This is a genomic window from Chloroflexota bacterium (assembly GCA_018648225.1).
Classification (GTDB): Bacteria; Chloroflexota; Anaerolineae; order Anaerolineales; family UBA11858; genus NIOZ-UU35.
The window spans coordinates 20,759-37,706 of sequence record JABGRQ010000211.1; the positions used below are offsets into that span (position 1 = coordinate 20,759).

At 53.6% G+C, this 16,948-nt stretch carries 8 protein-coding genes and 1 pseudogene; all 9 read left to right on the top strand.

Annotated features, from left to right (window positions below):
• The first annotated feature begins 1 nt into the window (after position 1).
• Positions 2-584 (top strand): annotated as a pseudogene (locus tag HN413_17870) (hypothetical protein).
• A gap of 156 nt (positions 585-740) precedes the next feature.
• Positions 741-1,163 carry a hypothetical protein gene (locus HN413_17875; GenBank protein ID MBT3392270.1) on the top strand — a complete coding sequence of 141 codons (423 nt, stop codon included), beginning with the start codon at positions 741-743 and terminating at the stop codon, positions 1,161-1,163.
• Positions 1,164-1,292: 129 nt separating this feature from the next.
• Complete coding sequence (locus tag HN413_17880) at positions 1,293-2,123, top strand: tetratricopeptide repeat protein (protein ID MBT3392271.1); 831 nt, start codon at positions 1,293-1,295, stop codon at positions 2,121-2,123.
• A gap of 113 nt (positions 2,124-2,236) precedes the next feature.
• Positions 2,237-3,184 carry a hypothetical protein gene (locus HN413_17885; protein MBT3392272.1) on the top strand — a complete coding sequence of 316 codons (948 nt, stop codon included), beginning with the start codon at positions 2,237-2,239 and terminating at the stop codon, positions 3,182-3,184.
• 166 nt (positions 3,185-3,350) lie between these two features.
• The gene (locus HN413_17890; GenBank protein ID MBT3392273.1) at positions 3,351-7,262 is read left to right on the top strand and encodes a tetratricopeptide repeat protein; all 3,912 of its coding nucleotides are present in this window, start codon (positions 3,351-3,353) and stop codon (positions 7,260-7,262) included.
• A gap of 225 nt (positions 7,263-7,487) precedes the next feature.
• Complete coding sequence (gene ndk, locus HN413_17895; GenBank protein MBT3392274.1) at positions 7,488-7,937, top strand: nucleoside-diphosphate kinase; 450 nt, start codon at positions 7,488-7,490, stop codon at positions 7,935-7,937.
• 80 nt (positions 7,938-8,017) lie between these two features.
• On the top strand, positions 8,018-9,937 hold the full coding sequence (locus HN413_17900) for a TIGR03960 family B12-binding radical SAM protein (GenBank protein MBT3392275.1): 1,920 nt from the start codon (positions 8,018-8,020) through the stop codon (positions 9,935-9,937).
• A complete protein-coding gene (locus HN413_17905; GenBank protein MBT3392276.1) occupies positions 9,930-10,559 on the top strand; it encodes a DUF2344 domain-containing protein in 630 nt (209 codons plus the stop codon). Before HN413_17900 ends, HN413_17905 begins: the two co-directional genes overlap by 8 nt.
• Positions 10,560-10,803: 244 nt before the next feature.
• A complete protein-coding gene (locus HN413_17910; protein ID MBT3392277.1) occupies positions 10,804-16,926 on the top strand; it encodes a hypothetical protein in 6,123 nt (2,040 codons plus the stop codon).
• The last annotated feature ends 22 nt before the right edge of the window (positions 16,927-16,948 follow it).

A 16,948-nucleotide genomic window follows, 5' to 3' on the forward strand; every position in this document is an offset into this window, starting at 1 on the left:
CATGCACTCAGCATTTCAATACAACCAGTATTTACTCAAACGACAGGTTTTCGCTCTGACCGGCAAGTTTCGTGTCTATGCACCCAATGGGGCATTACTGCTTTACAGCCAGCAAAAAATGTTCAAACTTCGGGAGGATATTCGCGTCTTCTCGGATGAGAATATGACTCAGGAATTACTCAATATTCAGGCGCGCCAGATCATTGATTTTTCAGCCGCGTATGATGTTGTAGATAGCTTCTCCAATACCAAAGTGGGGGTCTTGCGTCGCAAGGGATTGCGCTCAATGCTACGCGATGAATGGGAAGTGCTGGATGCCTACGATCAACCCATCGGCATCTTACAAGAAGATAGCGTGGGCTACGCATTACTGCGCCGCCTGCTGCTCGGCACGCTGCTGCCGCAAAACTATGACATACTCTTCCCAGATGGACGTGTGGCTGATTTACGCCAGCGCTTCAATTTTGTTTAGCTATCAACTGGATATTGATTTCAGCGACGATAAAGCTCACCGCTTTGATCGTCGCCTGGGGATTGCCGCCGCTATTTTGCTGGGGACCATCGAGGGTAAACAGTCTTCATAAAGAGAAAAATCTCTGGGATTTCTCTATTGCAGTGAACCATCCCGCGGCGCAAACTCTTAAGTTAACAAAACGCTTATAGATTCAGGCATTTGCTCTAGGGTACAATAAACTCGATGCGGATCATTTAATCAACCACGTTTCCTTTAAAAAACTGCGATGACTAAAAAAATTCTATTTGATGGTTTGATTTACGATGAGAACGGCAATCCCGTTGAGACGGCCTTTGTAGGCAATGAGCCATGCTACGTTGTGGATGATGCCGGATTCCGGCGGCATATCCCCTCCGAACAGGTTGATCGTCAGGTATTAGCAATGATGCAAGAGATGATCACTGGTCACGAAGACTTACTCAGCGAACAGGCCGCAAAAATGCTGGGGCAGGATGATATTTTCACGCGCGCCATGATCGAGACGCAACTCAAGAATATGGACCAACAATTTGAGCGCATCTTTGAAATCGGCATCCCCGAAGAGAGTCTCACCTATATGGGTATGACTGGATTTCGCATCACAATCAATATTCACGGCGAAGTCACAGACCTGCACCAACCCGGTATGACAGACCCCAATGATGAGTGAGCCGGTTGACCCGGCTCTTTTTATACCCAAAAGTACTGCCGGTTTTTTCGCCGTTTCCAACCTATTCTGGTAGAATTAGCGCAGCCGTTCTACTGTTGAGACCACATCGTATATAAAGAATAAACCAACATGAATGCGTCAAATATTATCAACGTCAGCGAAGCTAATTTCGAATACGAAGTTATTGAATATTCGCAAGAAACACCTGTCTTGGTTGATTTTTGGGCAGAGTGGTGCATTCCTTGTAAAACTCTAGAACCTGTTCTGCGCTCGTTGGCACTTCAGGGTGATGGCAGTTTTCGCTTGGCGCGTCTGAACGTGGATGAAAATCAAAAACTGGCTATGCGCCTGAATGTGCGCGCCATCCCCGCTGTAAAAGCCTTCCGTGAGAGTCACATCATTGCCGAATTTAACGGCATCAAATCAGAGAATGAGATCAAAAAATTTATCCAACATATCATTCCCAGCTATGCTGATCTAATTCTTGATAAGGGCAATAGCCTGCTGGTTTTGGAGCAATGGGAAAATGCAGCCAGCGCCTTTCGTGAAGTTCTATCCGAACGCTCCAAACACCCGGGCGCATTACTCGGATTAGCAAAAAGTCTTCTCGCCATGAATCAGCTTGACGACGCTCTGGATATTCTTGGAAATTTTCCAACCAGTCGTGAATATACAGCCTCTGAAAAACTGATACCGCTGGCTAAAGCCTTGCAGCGCCCTGAATATAGTGGCAGTGATGAACTTGCACCACTTGAGGCCACATACCAGCACGCACTCCGCCTGATCCGGCGAGGAAATTTCCCCGCTGCGATGGATGGCATCCTGGCAGTTCTGAAACAGGAAAGAAACTACAGGGATCATGAAGCCCGCCAGGTCTTGTTAGGTTTATTTGAAATACTCGGCGACGAAAATAATATTACGCGCCAATATCGTAATGAACTCGCTTCGGTACTCTTCTGATTTTCCTGGCTTCAGCATAGAAATATCGCATTTCACTTTTCTCAAAATCCATACGCGCGGCAACAAAAGCCCAATATAGCTCACAATAATATGAATTTTCATCAGGAGTCCACATGATAAACAGAGCAACACAGCAGGTGGTGTTTGTGCTCAGCATCGCAATATTGACCAGCCTGTCATGCAGTTTTGTATCACAAATCGCTGCATCGAATTCTCCTGAAACTACTCCCGCAGAAAATCTACCCGAAATTGCCAATGATCCGCCCTCACAAAGCAGCGAGATAAATCCCGAAGAGTTCGCCGGGGATGGCCTGGTTCCACCACCCCCGGCTGACGGTGGCGCATGTGCCAACACCTTTTACCCACTGATCCCCGGCTATCAATGGATCTATGAAATCACCTCCCAGGGCGAAACCAGCCAGATCAGCCTGACGGTTAGTGAGGTCAACAGCAACCAGGCCACATTACACATGCTCTCACTGGGAACCGGAGTTACATCGGAAACCATCATCGAATGCAATAATGGCGCTATTCTTTCATTTCCCATAGTTATGCTTGGCTTCTTATTCGGCGAAGTCGATGGAAATTTGGTCATCGAGCATCAAAGCGGCGTTTTTGCTCCCAATTATGCAACTCTCAGTGAGCAAAACTGGGATGCCAAATGGAGCGGCGAATACCTCGCCTCGGGAATAATCGAAGCCCAAATTGAGGGTAACCAAGCCTCGGGCAAGCTCGAAGAGAGCCCTCTCAGTGTGCAGTGGAATACCCCGGGCGCAGGCGAAGCCATCTTCGAATCCGTCAGCGTGCGGGCGGGCGAATATCCACAAGCTATCAAACTCGAACGCCAGATTGAATTCGACTTTGTCGCCGAAGTTACCGAAGATGGTGCTTCCATGTCATTAGATTCAACCATCACACTGCAAAACAACCTGTGGTTTGAGCCCAATGTGGGACTGCTCAAACAAGAGATTGAGCAAGCCAGCGCCAAACTCTATGGGGTTAATTTCCCCATCGAAATAACGGGCACAATGGAGTTGGTTGAATTCCGGATCACAGAATAAAAGGTTTCTCACGGCAATTCCCAAAGAGCAAAATAAAAGCAGAAAACATCCGCATAATTATGTTAAAATGTAAACAGATTGCATATCAGACAAATTGTGATGAATTTCTTACAAGTCCATAATCATCACTTTTCACAAGTTCGAGTTATGAAGCGAGGGTAGTCTTATGGCGAAAATCCCCCTGCGAGCATATTTGCGCGAAATTGAAGCGGCCATCGGGGAAGGTCAAATCGATGAGGCAGTAGCACATTGCCGCCACATTCTTGCAACCTATCCCAAACATACTGAAACTTACCGTCTGCTGGGGAAAGCTTACCTGGAAGCCCAGCGTTACGGCAGTGCAGCCGACATTTTTCAGCGCGTCCTCTCCGCCATTCCCGATGATTTCGTCTCACATTTGGGCATGAGCATCATCCGCGAAGATGAGAGCAATCTCGATTCAGCATTATGGCACATGGAACGCGCCTTCGAGATACAACCCTACAACCCTGCCATTCAAGCAGAACTGCGCCGCCTGCATACCAAACGCGACGGCACTGATCCGATGAAAGCGCGGCTGACACATGGCGCTCTGGCGCGCATGTATTCACGCGGCGGCCATTACCAACAAGCGATTTCCGAATTACGCGCCACCCTGGCAAAAGAGCCAAAGCGACCTGACTTGCTGGTTATTTTAGCCGAAATGTATGCGCAAAATGATGAACCCGTCAAAGCTATTGAGATCAGCAGCCGTTTACTACGCGACCTGCCCTTTTGTTATCAAGCCAATAAAATTCTGGTCAACCTGCTCGAAGGCACCGAACGACAAAACGATCGCGAAACCTGCCTTCAACGCCTGAAAGCACTTGACCCTTATGAAGCGCACGTATCACCGCGCACACCCACCGTCAACGACATCCCCGATCAAGCGGTTACAGTAGAACAGTTGATATGGGATGATGCTGCCTCTATCGCCCCGGACGGAAAGCCATCCTGGGCAGCCTCGCTAGGCGTGGAATTGGACGAACCGGAATCCTCCCAGGGTGATCTCCCCGACTGGCTGTCTGCTGCCTCCGATGATGAGCCAGTTCCCGCGGCAAGCGATGATCTCACCCCCAACGATAGTGCCGATGCCATCCCCGACTGGATGCGAGATTCGGGCTGGGCACCTTCGTCAGGCGAAACCAGTGAAGAATCAGCTTTCTTTGACCTGGATGACGAAAGCGCAGAATCCACTGACAGCGAAGCTATTGCAGGCAATCTACCAGATTGGGTGCGCGATATGGCTCCCGGTGCAATAGCTGGGGCCGCAGGCCTGACCGAAATTCGCGATGAAAATGACGCCAAAGAAGACCTCAGCGATCTAGAGTCACTCTTCGGCGACGAGCCACAATCGGGCAGCGATGAACTCCCAGATTGGCTGCAAGATGAAAACTCCCCAACACTTGCAACACCCCCTACAACGACCCCGGAAGAAGCAGACCTCCCCGATTGGCCGGCGGAAGACGATACTGCTGAAGATACGCCTACGCAAGCGCCTGTTCAGGATGATGAATTTGATATTCCCGATTGGCTGCAAGCCATGGACAAAAAATCGACTGCCAGCGAAGAAGAAATGATGCCCGAACATTCTGTCGCAAATGACGAAACCCCAGACTGGCTTGAAGACATCGAGGCAGAATCATCCTCTCATTCAGATGCAGACACAGACAATGATATTCCCGACTGGCTGCAAGAGTTGGATGCCAGCCCCAACGCCATCGCAAAAGATATGGTTAGGGATACCCCCACAGACTCAGAGGGAGTCACCGATTTCCTAAAAAGGCTGGAAAACGAAAAGGAAACTGACACTACTCCCGCCGAAGAAGACGACGACGGGCTCCCCGACTGGCTGGATGAACTCGCCGACGCCGAACCTCAGACGGCAAAGCCCGTTGCCGCAGCCGTTCCCGCAGAAGCTGATGACGATGACGATGGTTTGCCTGATTGGTTAGATGAACTTGCCGACACCGAGCCTCAGGCGGCAGAACCCGTTGCCGCAGCCGTTCCCGCCGAAGATGAAGACGATGATGGTCTCCCCGACTGGCTGGATGAACTCGCTGACACTGAGCCTCAGGCGGCAGAACCCGTTACAGCAGCCGTTCCCGCCGAAGACGATGACGACGACGGCCTCCCCGACTGGCTGGATGAACTCGCCGACGCCGAGCCTCAGGCGGCAGAACCCGTTGCCGCGGCCGCTCCCGTAGAAGCTGAAGACGATGACGGTCTCCCCGACTGGCTGGATGAACTTGCTGACACCGAACCTCAGACGGCAGAGCCCGTTGCTGCGGCCGTTCCCGCAGAAGATGACGACGACGGTCTCCCCGACTGGCTGGATGAACTTGCTGACACCGAGCCTCAGGCAGCAGAACCCGTTACCGCAGCCGTTCCCGCCGAAGATGCAGACGATGATGGTCTCCCCGACTGGCTAGATGAATTCGCTTCCGAAACATCAATCGATGATCTGTTGGCACAAACGCAGGAACCGGATGATATAACGCTACCAAGCCCAACCCAGCGGCGTGAAGAGGCCGCGCACGCCCTCGAAGAGGGCGACGATATTTCTCCGCCAAGCTTCGATATACCAGACAGCGACTCAGAATTCCCGGAATGGCTTGTACAACCCGGTCAAGAAGAATTGCCTGCTGAAACCCGCGCCAAAGATTCGGACACCGATTTTCCCGAATGGCTGCCTCAACCGGCAGCGGGACCAACTTCGGAGTTTGATGTCGCACCAGCAGAAACAGATGATTTACCTGTAGATGAGGAAAGCGCCGAACCCGATTTCGCCGATGCAGATGCCGCAATGGCCTGGCTAGAAAGTTTGGCCGCCAAACAAGGCGTTCCGGAAGAGGAGCTTCTTTCCACACCAGAAGAACGTAGTGAAACACCCCCGGATTGGGTACAAAGCACCGTGCAACAGAGCCAACCCCCGGTTGCAGAAGACGAAACGCCCCCTGCGGAAGTCCAACCCGCGCCAGATGACTTCCCGGATTGGCTGAAAGATAGCGCATTCGCGGCGGAAATCCCCATGGATGAAGCTGAGCCAGTTACCGTAGCAACCCCAGTTGAGGAAGTATCCCAACCCGATAGCAGCGAAAAAATCGAAGCGGAAGATACTGAATTACCCAACTGGCTGAAAAGCATGGAAACTGCGCCAAGCGTAGAAACTCCCGAAGAAGTAGACCTCGCCGACCTTCCCGATTGGCTTGCCGCAGTCGGCACCGAATCTTCCCCGGAAGCAGCTACGGAGCCTGAACCCGAAACGGGGTGGCTGGATTTTGACGATGAAACTGAAGAAGAAAAGAGTGCGGAACCTATTCTCCAAACGGATGATGAATTACCTGATTGGTTGCAAGGCTTTGACGCCCCGCCCCCAGATGATGCCACCTGGATTCAAGAAGTCGGGCGCACACCCGCGGATATAGAGCCTGAAGAAAGCGCTGCAGAAACGCCTGCCGTTGAAGAAATCGCTGATTATGCCTGGAAGCCCACGAGAGAAGAAACCCCAGAGATGGAGGTAATCGAAAAACTTGATCTCAACAGTGCTTCGTTAATCGATCTGGAACGTTTGCCAGGGATGGGTTTCAGACGCGCGCAATTGATCTTTTCGCATCGTGAAAAATACGGTGATTTTTCAAGCCTTGAAGACTTGCTCACCATCGAAGGATTTGATACAGAAACCATCAACACATTGCGCTCATATCTCGATATCGAAGTTCCACTTGTGGCACCCGAGCCTGAGCCTGCGGTGAGTGAACCGGCAAGCGCTATGCCTATTGATGTCAAACCCGAAGACGAGCATCATGCCAGCCAGATTCAGGCTCAACGATCTCTGACAGAAGGGCAAGTTTCAGACGCCGTTGAAGTGTATGCGAAGCTGCTCAAAAAAGGCAAACGCGTCAACCACATCATCGCCGATTTGGAGCAGGCCAGCCAGATTAATCCCACAAACCCGGAGATTGCCCAGGCCCTCGGTGATGCGTATATGCGAGCCGACAAATTGGACGCCGCGCTGGAACAATATTCCAAAGCTGAAAAACTTTTACATATGAAATAAGCGCTAATCTCTGGTAAAATCCGGCGATAGAAAACCCTAAGGTGACAGTCACTTCACATTTGACTGTCACCTTTTTTCGGCAATTTTTAACGCAAAGGCGAAGGGCCTCCCCACACCCCTATTTTCGGGCCAACTCTTGCGAACGTGCATAAGCCCTATCCTTATTTTGTTGCGGATAAACGCCGCATTTTTTCAAAACAATTCAAAATCAATGGAGAGAAAATCATGGAAAAAACATTCGTTATCGTCAAACCCGATGGCGTGCAGCGCGGCTTGATTGGTGAAATCATCGCTCGTCTAGAACGCCGCGGTCTAAAAATGAGCGCCGCTAAATTCATGCAAGTCAGCCAGGATTTAGCCGAAACCCATTACGGCATTCACAAGGGCAAGCCCTTTTACGAAGGTCTAATTAAGTACATCACCTCGGCCCCGGTGATGGCAATGGTCTGGGAAGGTCCCAATGCCGTGGCTGCTGTGCGCCAGACGATGGGCGCTACGCGCCCCACCGAAGCCGCTCCCGGTTCTGTGCGCCACGATTTTGGTCTCGAGGTTGGCCGCAATATCACCCACGCCTCCGATTCCCCCGAAAATGGCGAGTTGGAAATAGCTTTATGGTTCAAACCCGAAGAACTCGTCGCCTGGGGACGCGCCAACGACGAATGGATTTTTGAGTAAATCGAAAATTGGGTTGAAAGTTGGAAGTTGAATGTTAAAAGTTCAACATTCAACTTTCAACATTTCACCTTCAACCCACAATGCTCACACCCCAACAAATTCAAATTAAGCTCGAACGCATTCTCCCCACCGTGCAAAAGCCGGGGCGTTATACCGGCGGCGAACTCAATCAGGTGGTCAAAGATTGGGATACGGTTCAAACCAAAGTTGCTCTGGTTTTTCCGGATATTTATGACCTGGGTATGTCAAATCTGGGGATGGCAATCCTTTACGATTTGCTCAACCAGCGCAGTGACGTGTTGGCTGAGCGCGCCTATACCCCCTGGGCAGATATGGAAGCTGCCATGCGGGAGCATCAGGTTCCGCTTTATTCATTGGAGACAAAACACCCTCTGGCGGATTTTGACATCATCGGGATTACGCTGCCCTATGAGACTCTCTACACCAGCACGCTGAATGTACTTGACCTGGCGGGGATTCCATTATTCAGCGCGGCGCGCGGCCCGGAGCATCCTCTGGTCATCGCGGGAGGACACACAACCTACAACCCGGAGCCGATGCACGCCTTTGTGGATGCTTTTGTGATTGGCGAGGGAGAGGAGGTCATTCAGGAGATTGTGGAAGCGGTGCAGATGTTAAAACGTCAAGATGTCGGACGTCAGACGCTATTACATGAACTTTCCCAAATATCCGGCGTTTACGTACCTTCGCTCTACGAAGCCCACTACAACGATGATGGCACTTTCGCATCCATAAAAAAGCTTACTCAAGACGCGCCGCTGCCCATCACCAAGCGCGTGGTTGCCAAGCTGCCCCCGCCAACCACGCGCTTCATCGTACCGTATGTAGATACTGTCCACAACCGCGCCCCCATCGAGATTATGCGCGGTTGCACGCGCGGCTGCCGCTTCTGCCACGCGGGGATGGTCAACCGCCCGGTGCGCGAGCGCCCCGTAGAAGAAGTACTCTCGGCAATTGAACAAGCGCTGGCTCACACCGGCTTTGAAGAAATCAGTTTGCTTTCTCTATCATCCAGCGATTATACAAACGTTGTCGAATTGGTGGAAAAAGTGCATCAACGTTTCGATAGCGAACACCTTTCGGTATCGCTACCCTCGCTGCGCATTGAAAGTGTCTCGGTGGATTTGATGGATGCGCTCAAAGGTGGACGTAAAGGCGGCTTCACGCTGGCCCCCGAAGCCGCAACCGAAAAAATGCGCCAGATTATTAACAAGCCGGTCAGCACTGAGCAGCTTTTAGATACGGCGCGCGAAATCTTTGCCCGCGGCTGGCCGACGATTAAGCTCTACTTTATGATCGGCCACCCCTCCGAAACGCTGGAAGATGTGCAGGCTATCGCCGATTTGTGTAAAGCAGTGCGCAACGTGGGACGCGACACCATGGGCAAGCGCGCCCAGGTCAACGCCGGGGTGAGCACTTTCGTACCCAAACCACACACGCCCTTTCAATGGGTTTCCTGTGATTCGATTGAGCAAATCCGCGCCAAACAAGAATTGCTCCGGTCAGAACTACGCGGTAAGGGACTCAAACTCAGTTGGAATAACCCCCTCGAAACGCAGCTTGAAGCCTGGCTTTCCCGCGGCGATCGACGCATGTCCGAAGTTATTTATCAGGCCTGGAAAAATGGGGCCAAATTTGACGCTTGGCGCGAGTTCTTCAATTACGAAGCCTGGCAAGCTGCCTTTGCCGCCACAGTGTTAGAACCAGAATTCTATACGCACCGCCAACGCCCACTCGACGAAGTTTTCCCCTGGGAGCATCTCAGCACAACCGTGCGCAAAACCTTCCTGACCCAAGATTATCTCTGGAGCCTGGATGGGCGCACGCGCATCGACTGCCGTGAACAGTGCTTTGCATGCGGCATTTTGCCGACATTTGCCAATTTGCGCCGCGAACACCCCGGCGAGGAATGGAAATGCCCGGAAGTGAAAAATAAGCGCGTAGCCGTCAGACGAGAACAGGAAGCCGTAAGTGGATAATAAATTGATAAGGCTAAAGATAACCTTCGCCAAAACCGATGCTATGCGCTATACCAGCCACCTGGATTTACAGCGCACCTGGGAACGCACACTGCGCCGGGCGCGGTTGCCGCTGGCTTATAGTCAGGGATTTAACCCGCGACCGAAAATTAATCTTGGTGCGGCACTGCCGTTGGGCTTCACCGGCGCAGCCGAATTGATCGAAGTCTGGCTGGAGGATGAGATTCTGCTCGAGGAAATAGAATCAACACTGACCCGCGCGCTGCCTCCCGGCATTGTTGTGCAAGAAATCGTCGAGACTATAAATCCCGGCCCTAAGTTGCAAAATCTGATTTACGCGGCCAGTTATCACATCATTTTGAGCGAGACCCCTCAGGATATAGCTTCCACGGTGGATGCACTTCTCGCTCAAGATGAAATCTTGCAGGATCGACGCGGCAAGAGATATGACCTGCGTCCCCTGATCGAGGAATTGCGCCTGAACGAAGATGGTACGCTGCATTTACAGGTTAGCACGCTACCAGGCAAAACCGGCCGCCCCGACGAAGTGCTGCTGGCATTAGGGATTGACCCGCTGACGGCGCGCATCCAGCGCACGAAATTATTACTGAAAGCAAACTAACGCGAAGCCCATTCCCCCCTCTCCCAGTTTGGGAGAGGGGCCGGGGGTGAGGGCAACGGGCTAAATGGGGGATTGCGCACTGGGGGACAAAAACGTTATACTAATTGATGTGCAAAACCAGCCAAAAACATTTCAGGTTATAGCCAGAATGATTTACCACAAAAACACAGAGGCACAAAGAAAAACAATTGGCTGTTCTTCGCGTCTTTGTGGTAAATTTCTTACTTCCTCCACGGAGGTACCTATGAAAACCCGACCCATCATCCTTTTGATCTTCATCACCACACTGACTTTGATCGCTGGCTGCGGCACACCTGACGCATCACCAACCGTTGAGGTTACGCCGACATCCTCTTTTCAAGCCTCCGATGAGGGCGACCCCCTGATTCCGCGCGTCAGCAGCACGATACCCTTCGGCGGGCAGGAAATGCCCTTGGATGGCAGTATCGACATTATTTTTGATCAGGCAATGAATCAGTCCGCCACCACGGCAGCCTGGGAAATCACCGACTCGGATGGTAAATCGCTCGAAGGTGTGATCACATGGCCTCAAGTCGATACGCTGCGCTTCACCCCATCGCAGGAGCTTGAACCCGGCACAGCCTACACAGCCGCTCTCAACACGAGTGCTGAGAGCGAAAACGGTGTTGCCCTCGCCGAAGCTGAAACATTCATCTTCAGCACGCTTGGGGAATTACAAATCAGCCAGGTTTTCCCCGCCGATAAGGCCACCGAGGTTGAGAATAATGCCATTATCACCATCGCGTTCAATCGCCCGGTAGTTGCGCTGCAAATTGCTGAAGAACAGGCTAATCTCCCCACTCCGATCGAAATCTCACCTGCGCTCAGTGGGCAAGGCGAATGGGTCAACACTTCGGTATATGTCTTTCAACCGGATGAGAGTTTGCGAAGTTCCACCACCTACACGGTCAGCATTCCCGCCGGGCTGGGCGATACAAACGGCTCGGCGCTGGAAAACAGCTATAAGTGGTCGTTCACAACTGCCGCGCCGCGCCTTGAAGCCCTTGAACTCACCGATTGGGTTTGGAGCCCCCAAGACTGGCTCACGGATGTTCCCCTGGAACAAACTTTTTCACTTTTATTCTTCCAACCGATGGACACTGCCAGCGTGGAAGCCAATTTCGCGCTAAAAGACGAAAATGGGGAAACTATCCCTGTAGCATTTGAATGGGATGCTGAAAACACTGTTCTCGCCATCACGCCTGAAAATCTGTTTGATTTAGGTATCGCCTACAATATGCTCTTGAGCGATCAGGCCACAGACCAGTGGGGCGGAACACTTGCCGAAGGCCTCGACTGGCATTTTACATCCATGCTGCCCCCCGGCGTGCGCGCCACAGAACCCACCGATAACAGCTCACAAGAATATTTTTCGCGGCGCGTGACGATCATGTTCAACTCACCGATGGATCTCGACTCACTGAAAGATAAGGTGATCCTCTCACCACAACCCGCCGGAGAAGTAGAATGGGTCTACAACGAATGGGATTGGAGTATTTCATTTTATGGTCTGAAGCCTTCCACAAGTTATCTTGTGCGCCTTCTGCCCGGCGCAAGCGATCTATATGGAAATCTGACCACCCGTGATTACGTTTTCAACTTCCGCACTGCGGCCTATAACGCCACTGCCTACCTCGAGATGCCTTACGGCCCGGTGATCTATCGCCAGGGCGGACCCAGTGATTTGTATATTCGCTATGTAAATGTGGATAGTGTTCAGGCCAGCCTGTACCAACTTAATGCTGCCCAGTTCCACGCCCTCGCCAGCGGCAACGCATCGGTGTGGGATTACGCGCCCGCCGAAGATTCTCTGTTGCGCGAGTGGTCGCAGCCCAACTACAATACGCTCAACGACATCGGCCTGCAGCGCTACACGCTCACGAATCAAGTTGGCGAAACCCTGCCCCCCGGATTTTATTTTCTGAATATGGAGGGCTGGGACAATGTAGGCCCAATCACCAACGATCAACGGCTGATTATGATTGCAGGTGCACACGCTACCGTCAAGAGTACGCGCAGCGAAGCCCTGGTGTGGCTAACTGACCTCAACGCGGGTACCCCCCTCGAGGGAGTCCCGCTAAGCCTGTACGATGAATATTTCAACGTCGTCGGGCATGGCACCACCGACGCAAATGGATTGGCGCTCATCGAGATTCCCCAGGCCTTCGGCGCGGCAACCAACACCAAAGTCCGCGCCCGCTATACAGCCGAGATCGCCGATGAAAGCCCCCTCGCTGGTTCCGGCCTGCCCACCTATTACGTGCTCACCGACACTGTCGAGCATCTCGCCTTTGCCAGCACCGATTGGGGCAGCGGCGTTTCGCCCTACGATTTCGGCATCTGGAGCAACTACTACACCCTGCCCAACCAGACCGCCGTCTACGTCTACACCGACCGGCCGCTCTACCGCCCCGGACACCCTGTTTCGTTCAAAGGCGTCGTGCGCCTGAACGACGATCTGGCCTACAGCTTGCCCGCGGCGAAAGAAGTGTTGGTGACGATTGCCAGTTATAGCGGCTCTGTCTACGAGGCCACGCTGCCCATCTCGGAATTTGGCACTTTCGACGGCGAACTGCTGCTCGATGCCAGCGCCGCCCTGGGCTATTATGATATTTATGTGTCGGACCCCGTGACCGGGGAAGATATTGGCTCTGGATATTTTTCGGTGGCCGAATATCGCAAACCGGAATTTCAGGTAGGGGTGGCTGCTGCCCCCGAAGATGTGCTTGCCAATAAAAATTTCACCCTGACTCTGGAAGCCGAATTCTTCTCCGGCGGCTGGGTTAGCGATGCCGATGTAGAATGGGGTCTGTTTGCCAGCACCTACACCTTCGCCCCCGGCGGCGATTTGAGCCGTTACAGTTTCTCTGATGTGGACTACGATGATTATTTCGCCTACGAAGAGAGTTTCGTCTTCAACGAAGAAATTGCTACCGGGCAGGCCGTCACCGACGAAAACGGCCAGCTTGAACTCAGCTTCCCCGCCGATTTGAGCCTAACCGACACCAGCCTGAGCTTCACCTTTGAAGCCACCACCACCGACTTTGCCAGCAACGCCGTCAGCGCCAGCGCCAGCGTGATCGGGCATCAGAGCGCCGTATACGCGGGTGTGCGCCCGCAACGCTACGTGGGCAGCGTAGGTGAGGAGCAAACCTTTGAGCTGGTGGCCGCAAATTGGGACGAAGAAACCCTCCCCGGGCAGCTTCTCGACGTGGAAATCGTTGAACGGCGCTGGAACAGTGTCCAAGTGCAGGGGAGCGACGGGACGATTCGCTGGGAATCCACCGTGGAAGAGATTCCGGTGGCAGCCTTTGAAGGCATCGCAACCGACGTGCAAGGCAAGACCAGCGTAAGTTTCACGCCGCCCAATGGCGGCATCTTCAAGGCCACTGTGACCACCCTCGATGAACACGGCAACGAAGCCCGCGCCGCAGCCCGTATGTGGGTCTCCGGCAGTGACTATATCGCCTGGCGGCAAAGCGACGACCGCTCGCTGGAACTGGTACTCGACAAAGACACCTACACCCCCGGCGAAGAAGCTGAAATTCTCATCGCTTCTCCCTTCCCCGGTGAAAACTATGCCCTAATCACTGTAGAGCGCGGCCATATCCGTGCCAGCGAAGTCGTTCAACTGACGAGCAACAGCACGGTCTACAAACTACCCATCAACAGCGACATGGCCCCTAACGTCTACATCTCCGTGACGGTTATCCGCGGCGTGGGCGAAGACAGCCCGCCCGATTTCCGAATGGGTATGGCCGAAATTCAGGTGGAGGCCGAGCAGCAAGCCCTTAATGTAGAAATCACCCCCGATAAAACCGAAGCCGGGCCGGGAGACGAAGTTACCTACACCATCCGCACCACCGACTATAATGGCGAGCCGGTCAGCGCCGAAATTTCGCTGGCCCTCACCGATCTGGCAACCCTCACGCTCAAGCCCGCCAACGCCGAACCCATTCTCGACTACTTTTACTCGCCGCGCTCGCTGAGCGTGCGCACCGCCATGCCGCTGCTTTTCAGCATCGAAGATTACAACATCAAACTTGAAGAGCAACTCGCCCTCGGCGAGGGCATGGGCGCGGGTGGTGGCGGCGCTAAAGGCTACGACGAATTTGGCGTGGCCGATGTGCGCCGCGACTTCCCCGACACCGCCTACTGGAACGGGGCTATCGTCACCGATGAGAACGGCGAAGCCACCGTCACCGTGACCCTGCCCGACAATCTGACCACCTGGCGCATGGACAGCCGCGCCGTCACCGTGGATACCCGCGTCGGCGAGAACACCGAAGACATCCGCAGCACCAAGCCGCTGCTCGTGCGCCCGCAAACGCCGCGCTTTTTCGTCGTCGGCGATCAGGCGCAACTCGGCGCGGCCATCCACAACAACAGCGATGAAACCCTGACCATCACCGCCACCCTGCACACCGAGGGCTTCACCCTCAGCGGCGAAGCGGCGCAAGAAGTCGAAATTCCCGCTCATCAGCAGGCTGTTATTTATTGGGATGGGAACGTGAACACCGATGCCGAGCGCGTCGATTTAGTCTTCAGCGCACAGGGTGGGGAATTTAGCGACGCCAGCACTCCTACATTGGCGACCCTCTCCGAGGGGGGGATTCCGGTTTATCGCTATGAAGTCCCCGAAACGGTGGGGACCTCCGGGATTCTACCCGAGGTGGGCAACCGCACCGAGGGGTTATCACTTCCCCAGGGGATGGGAACCCTCACCACAGGTGATCTGACCCTCGAGATTGAACCCTCTTTGGTGGCAGGCATGGCCGCCGGTTTGGACTATCTCGAACACTACCCCTACGAATGTGTCGAACAAACCATCTCGCGCTTCCTGCCCAATGTACTCACCGCGCAAGCCCTGCCAGCCGCCGGACGCAACGACCCCACGCTGGAAGCCAATCTGGATACGCAAGTTAATACTGCCCTACAACGCCTGTACAACTGGCAAAACGCCGATGGCGGTTGGGGCTGGTGGTACAGCCTTGAAAGCGACTCTCTGACCACGGCCTACGTGGTGCTGGGCATGGCCGAAGCACAACGTGCCGGATACGGGGTCAGCCCATTGATCTTTAATCAGGGTGTTGGCTATCTCAAAGACCATCTACTCGATATTCAGAGCATGGAAAAAGGCTACCGCCTCAACCGACAGGCATTTCTGCTGTACGCGCTGGCGCGCGCCGAACAGGTCGCAAATGATGAAAACGCCCATACCGGCTCATCACATGTCCTCCTGCGTCCTATCCCCGGCGGCGGGGGCGGCGGAATCACCGCACAAGCGACACTGCTCTACGAACAGCGCCAATCCCTGAGCATCTATGCCCGAGCTTATCTGGCGCAAACCCTGTTCCTACTCAACCCGGAAGACGCGCGCATCGAGACATTAATCTCCGATTTCAACAATGCTGCCATCCGTTCGGCGACCGGCATCCACTGGGAAGAAGAATGGCGTGACTATTGGAACTGGAACACTGACACGCGCAGCACGGCAATTGTGTTGGGCGCTTTGATCGAGATAGACCCCGAGAACACGCTCAATGTGGACGCGGTGCGCTGGCTGATGACTCACCGCTCCGAGGGGCGCTGGAATTCCACCCAGGAAACTGCTTGGTCACTAATGGCGCTGACTGGATGGATGCAATTCACCGGCGAGTTGCAAGCCGATTATCAATATGCGATTGCCCTCAACGGCGCGCACATCGAAAACGGCTTCGCTAACGCCGATAATCTCAACGAAACACACCAAATCCGGCTGGATATTGCCGAGATGTTGAGCGATGAAATTAACCGCGTCACCATCGCCCGCGATGATGGCCCCGGCATGTTGTATTACACGGCGCATCTGAATATCTCGCTGCCCGTGGAGCAAGTTAACGCCCTTGCCCGCGGCATTGTCATCTCACGTAGCTACTTCAACCCCGAAGACCGCCAAATCCCGGTAACCGAGGCTGCCCGCGGCGATATCTTGCTGGCGCGGCTGACGGTAGTCGTCCCCAATGACTTGCACTACGCCATCATTGACGACCATCTCCCCGCCGGACTGGAAGCCATAGACCAAACCCTGGAGACAAGTCCGCAGCAATTGGCCCCTGACCGCTACGACTACGACGATATGTGGCAGCGCGGTTGGGGCTGGTGGTATTTCGACCATGCCGAATTGCGCGATGAGCGCATCGTACTCTCGGCGGATTATCTCCCCGCCGGGACGTATGTTTATACCTATTTGGTCAGAGCCAGCACCCCGGGCGAGTTCCGCGTCATCCCCCCCACTGCGCAGGAGTTTTACTTCCCCGAAGTCTACGGGCGCGGCGAGGGGAGTTTGTTCGTTGTAACCCCCTAATCCCAATAAAACAAACTAAAAA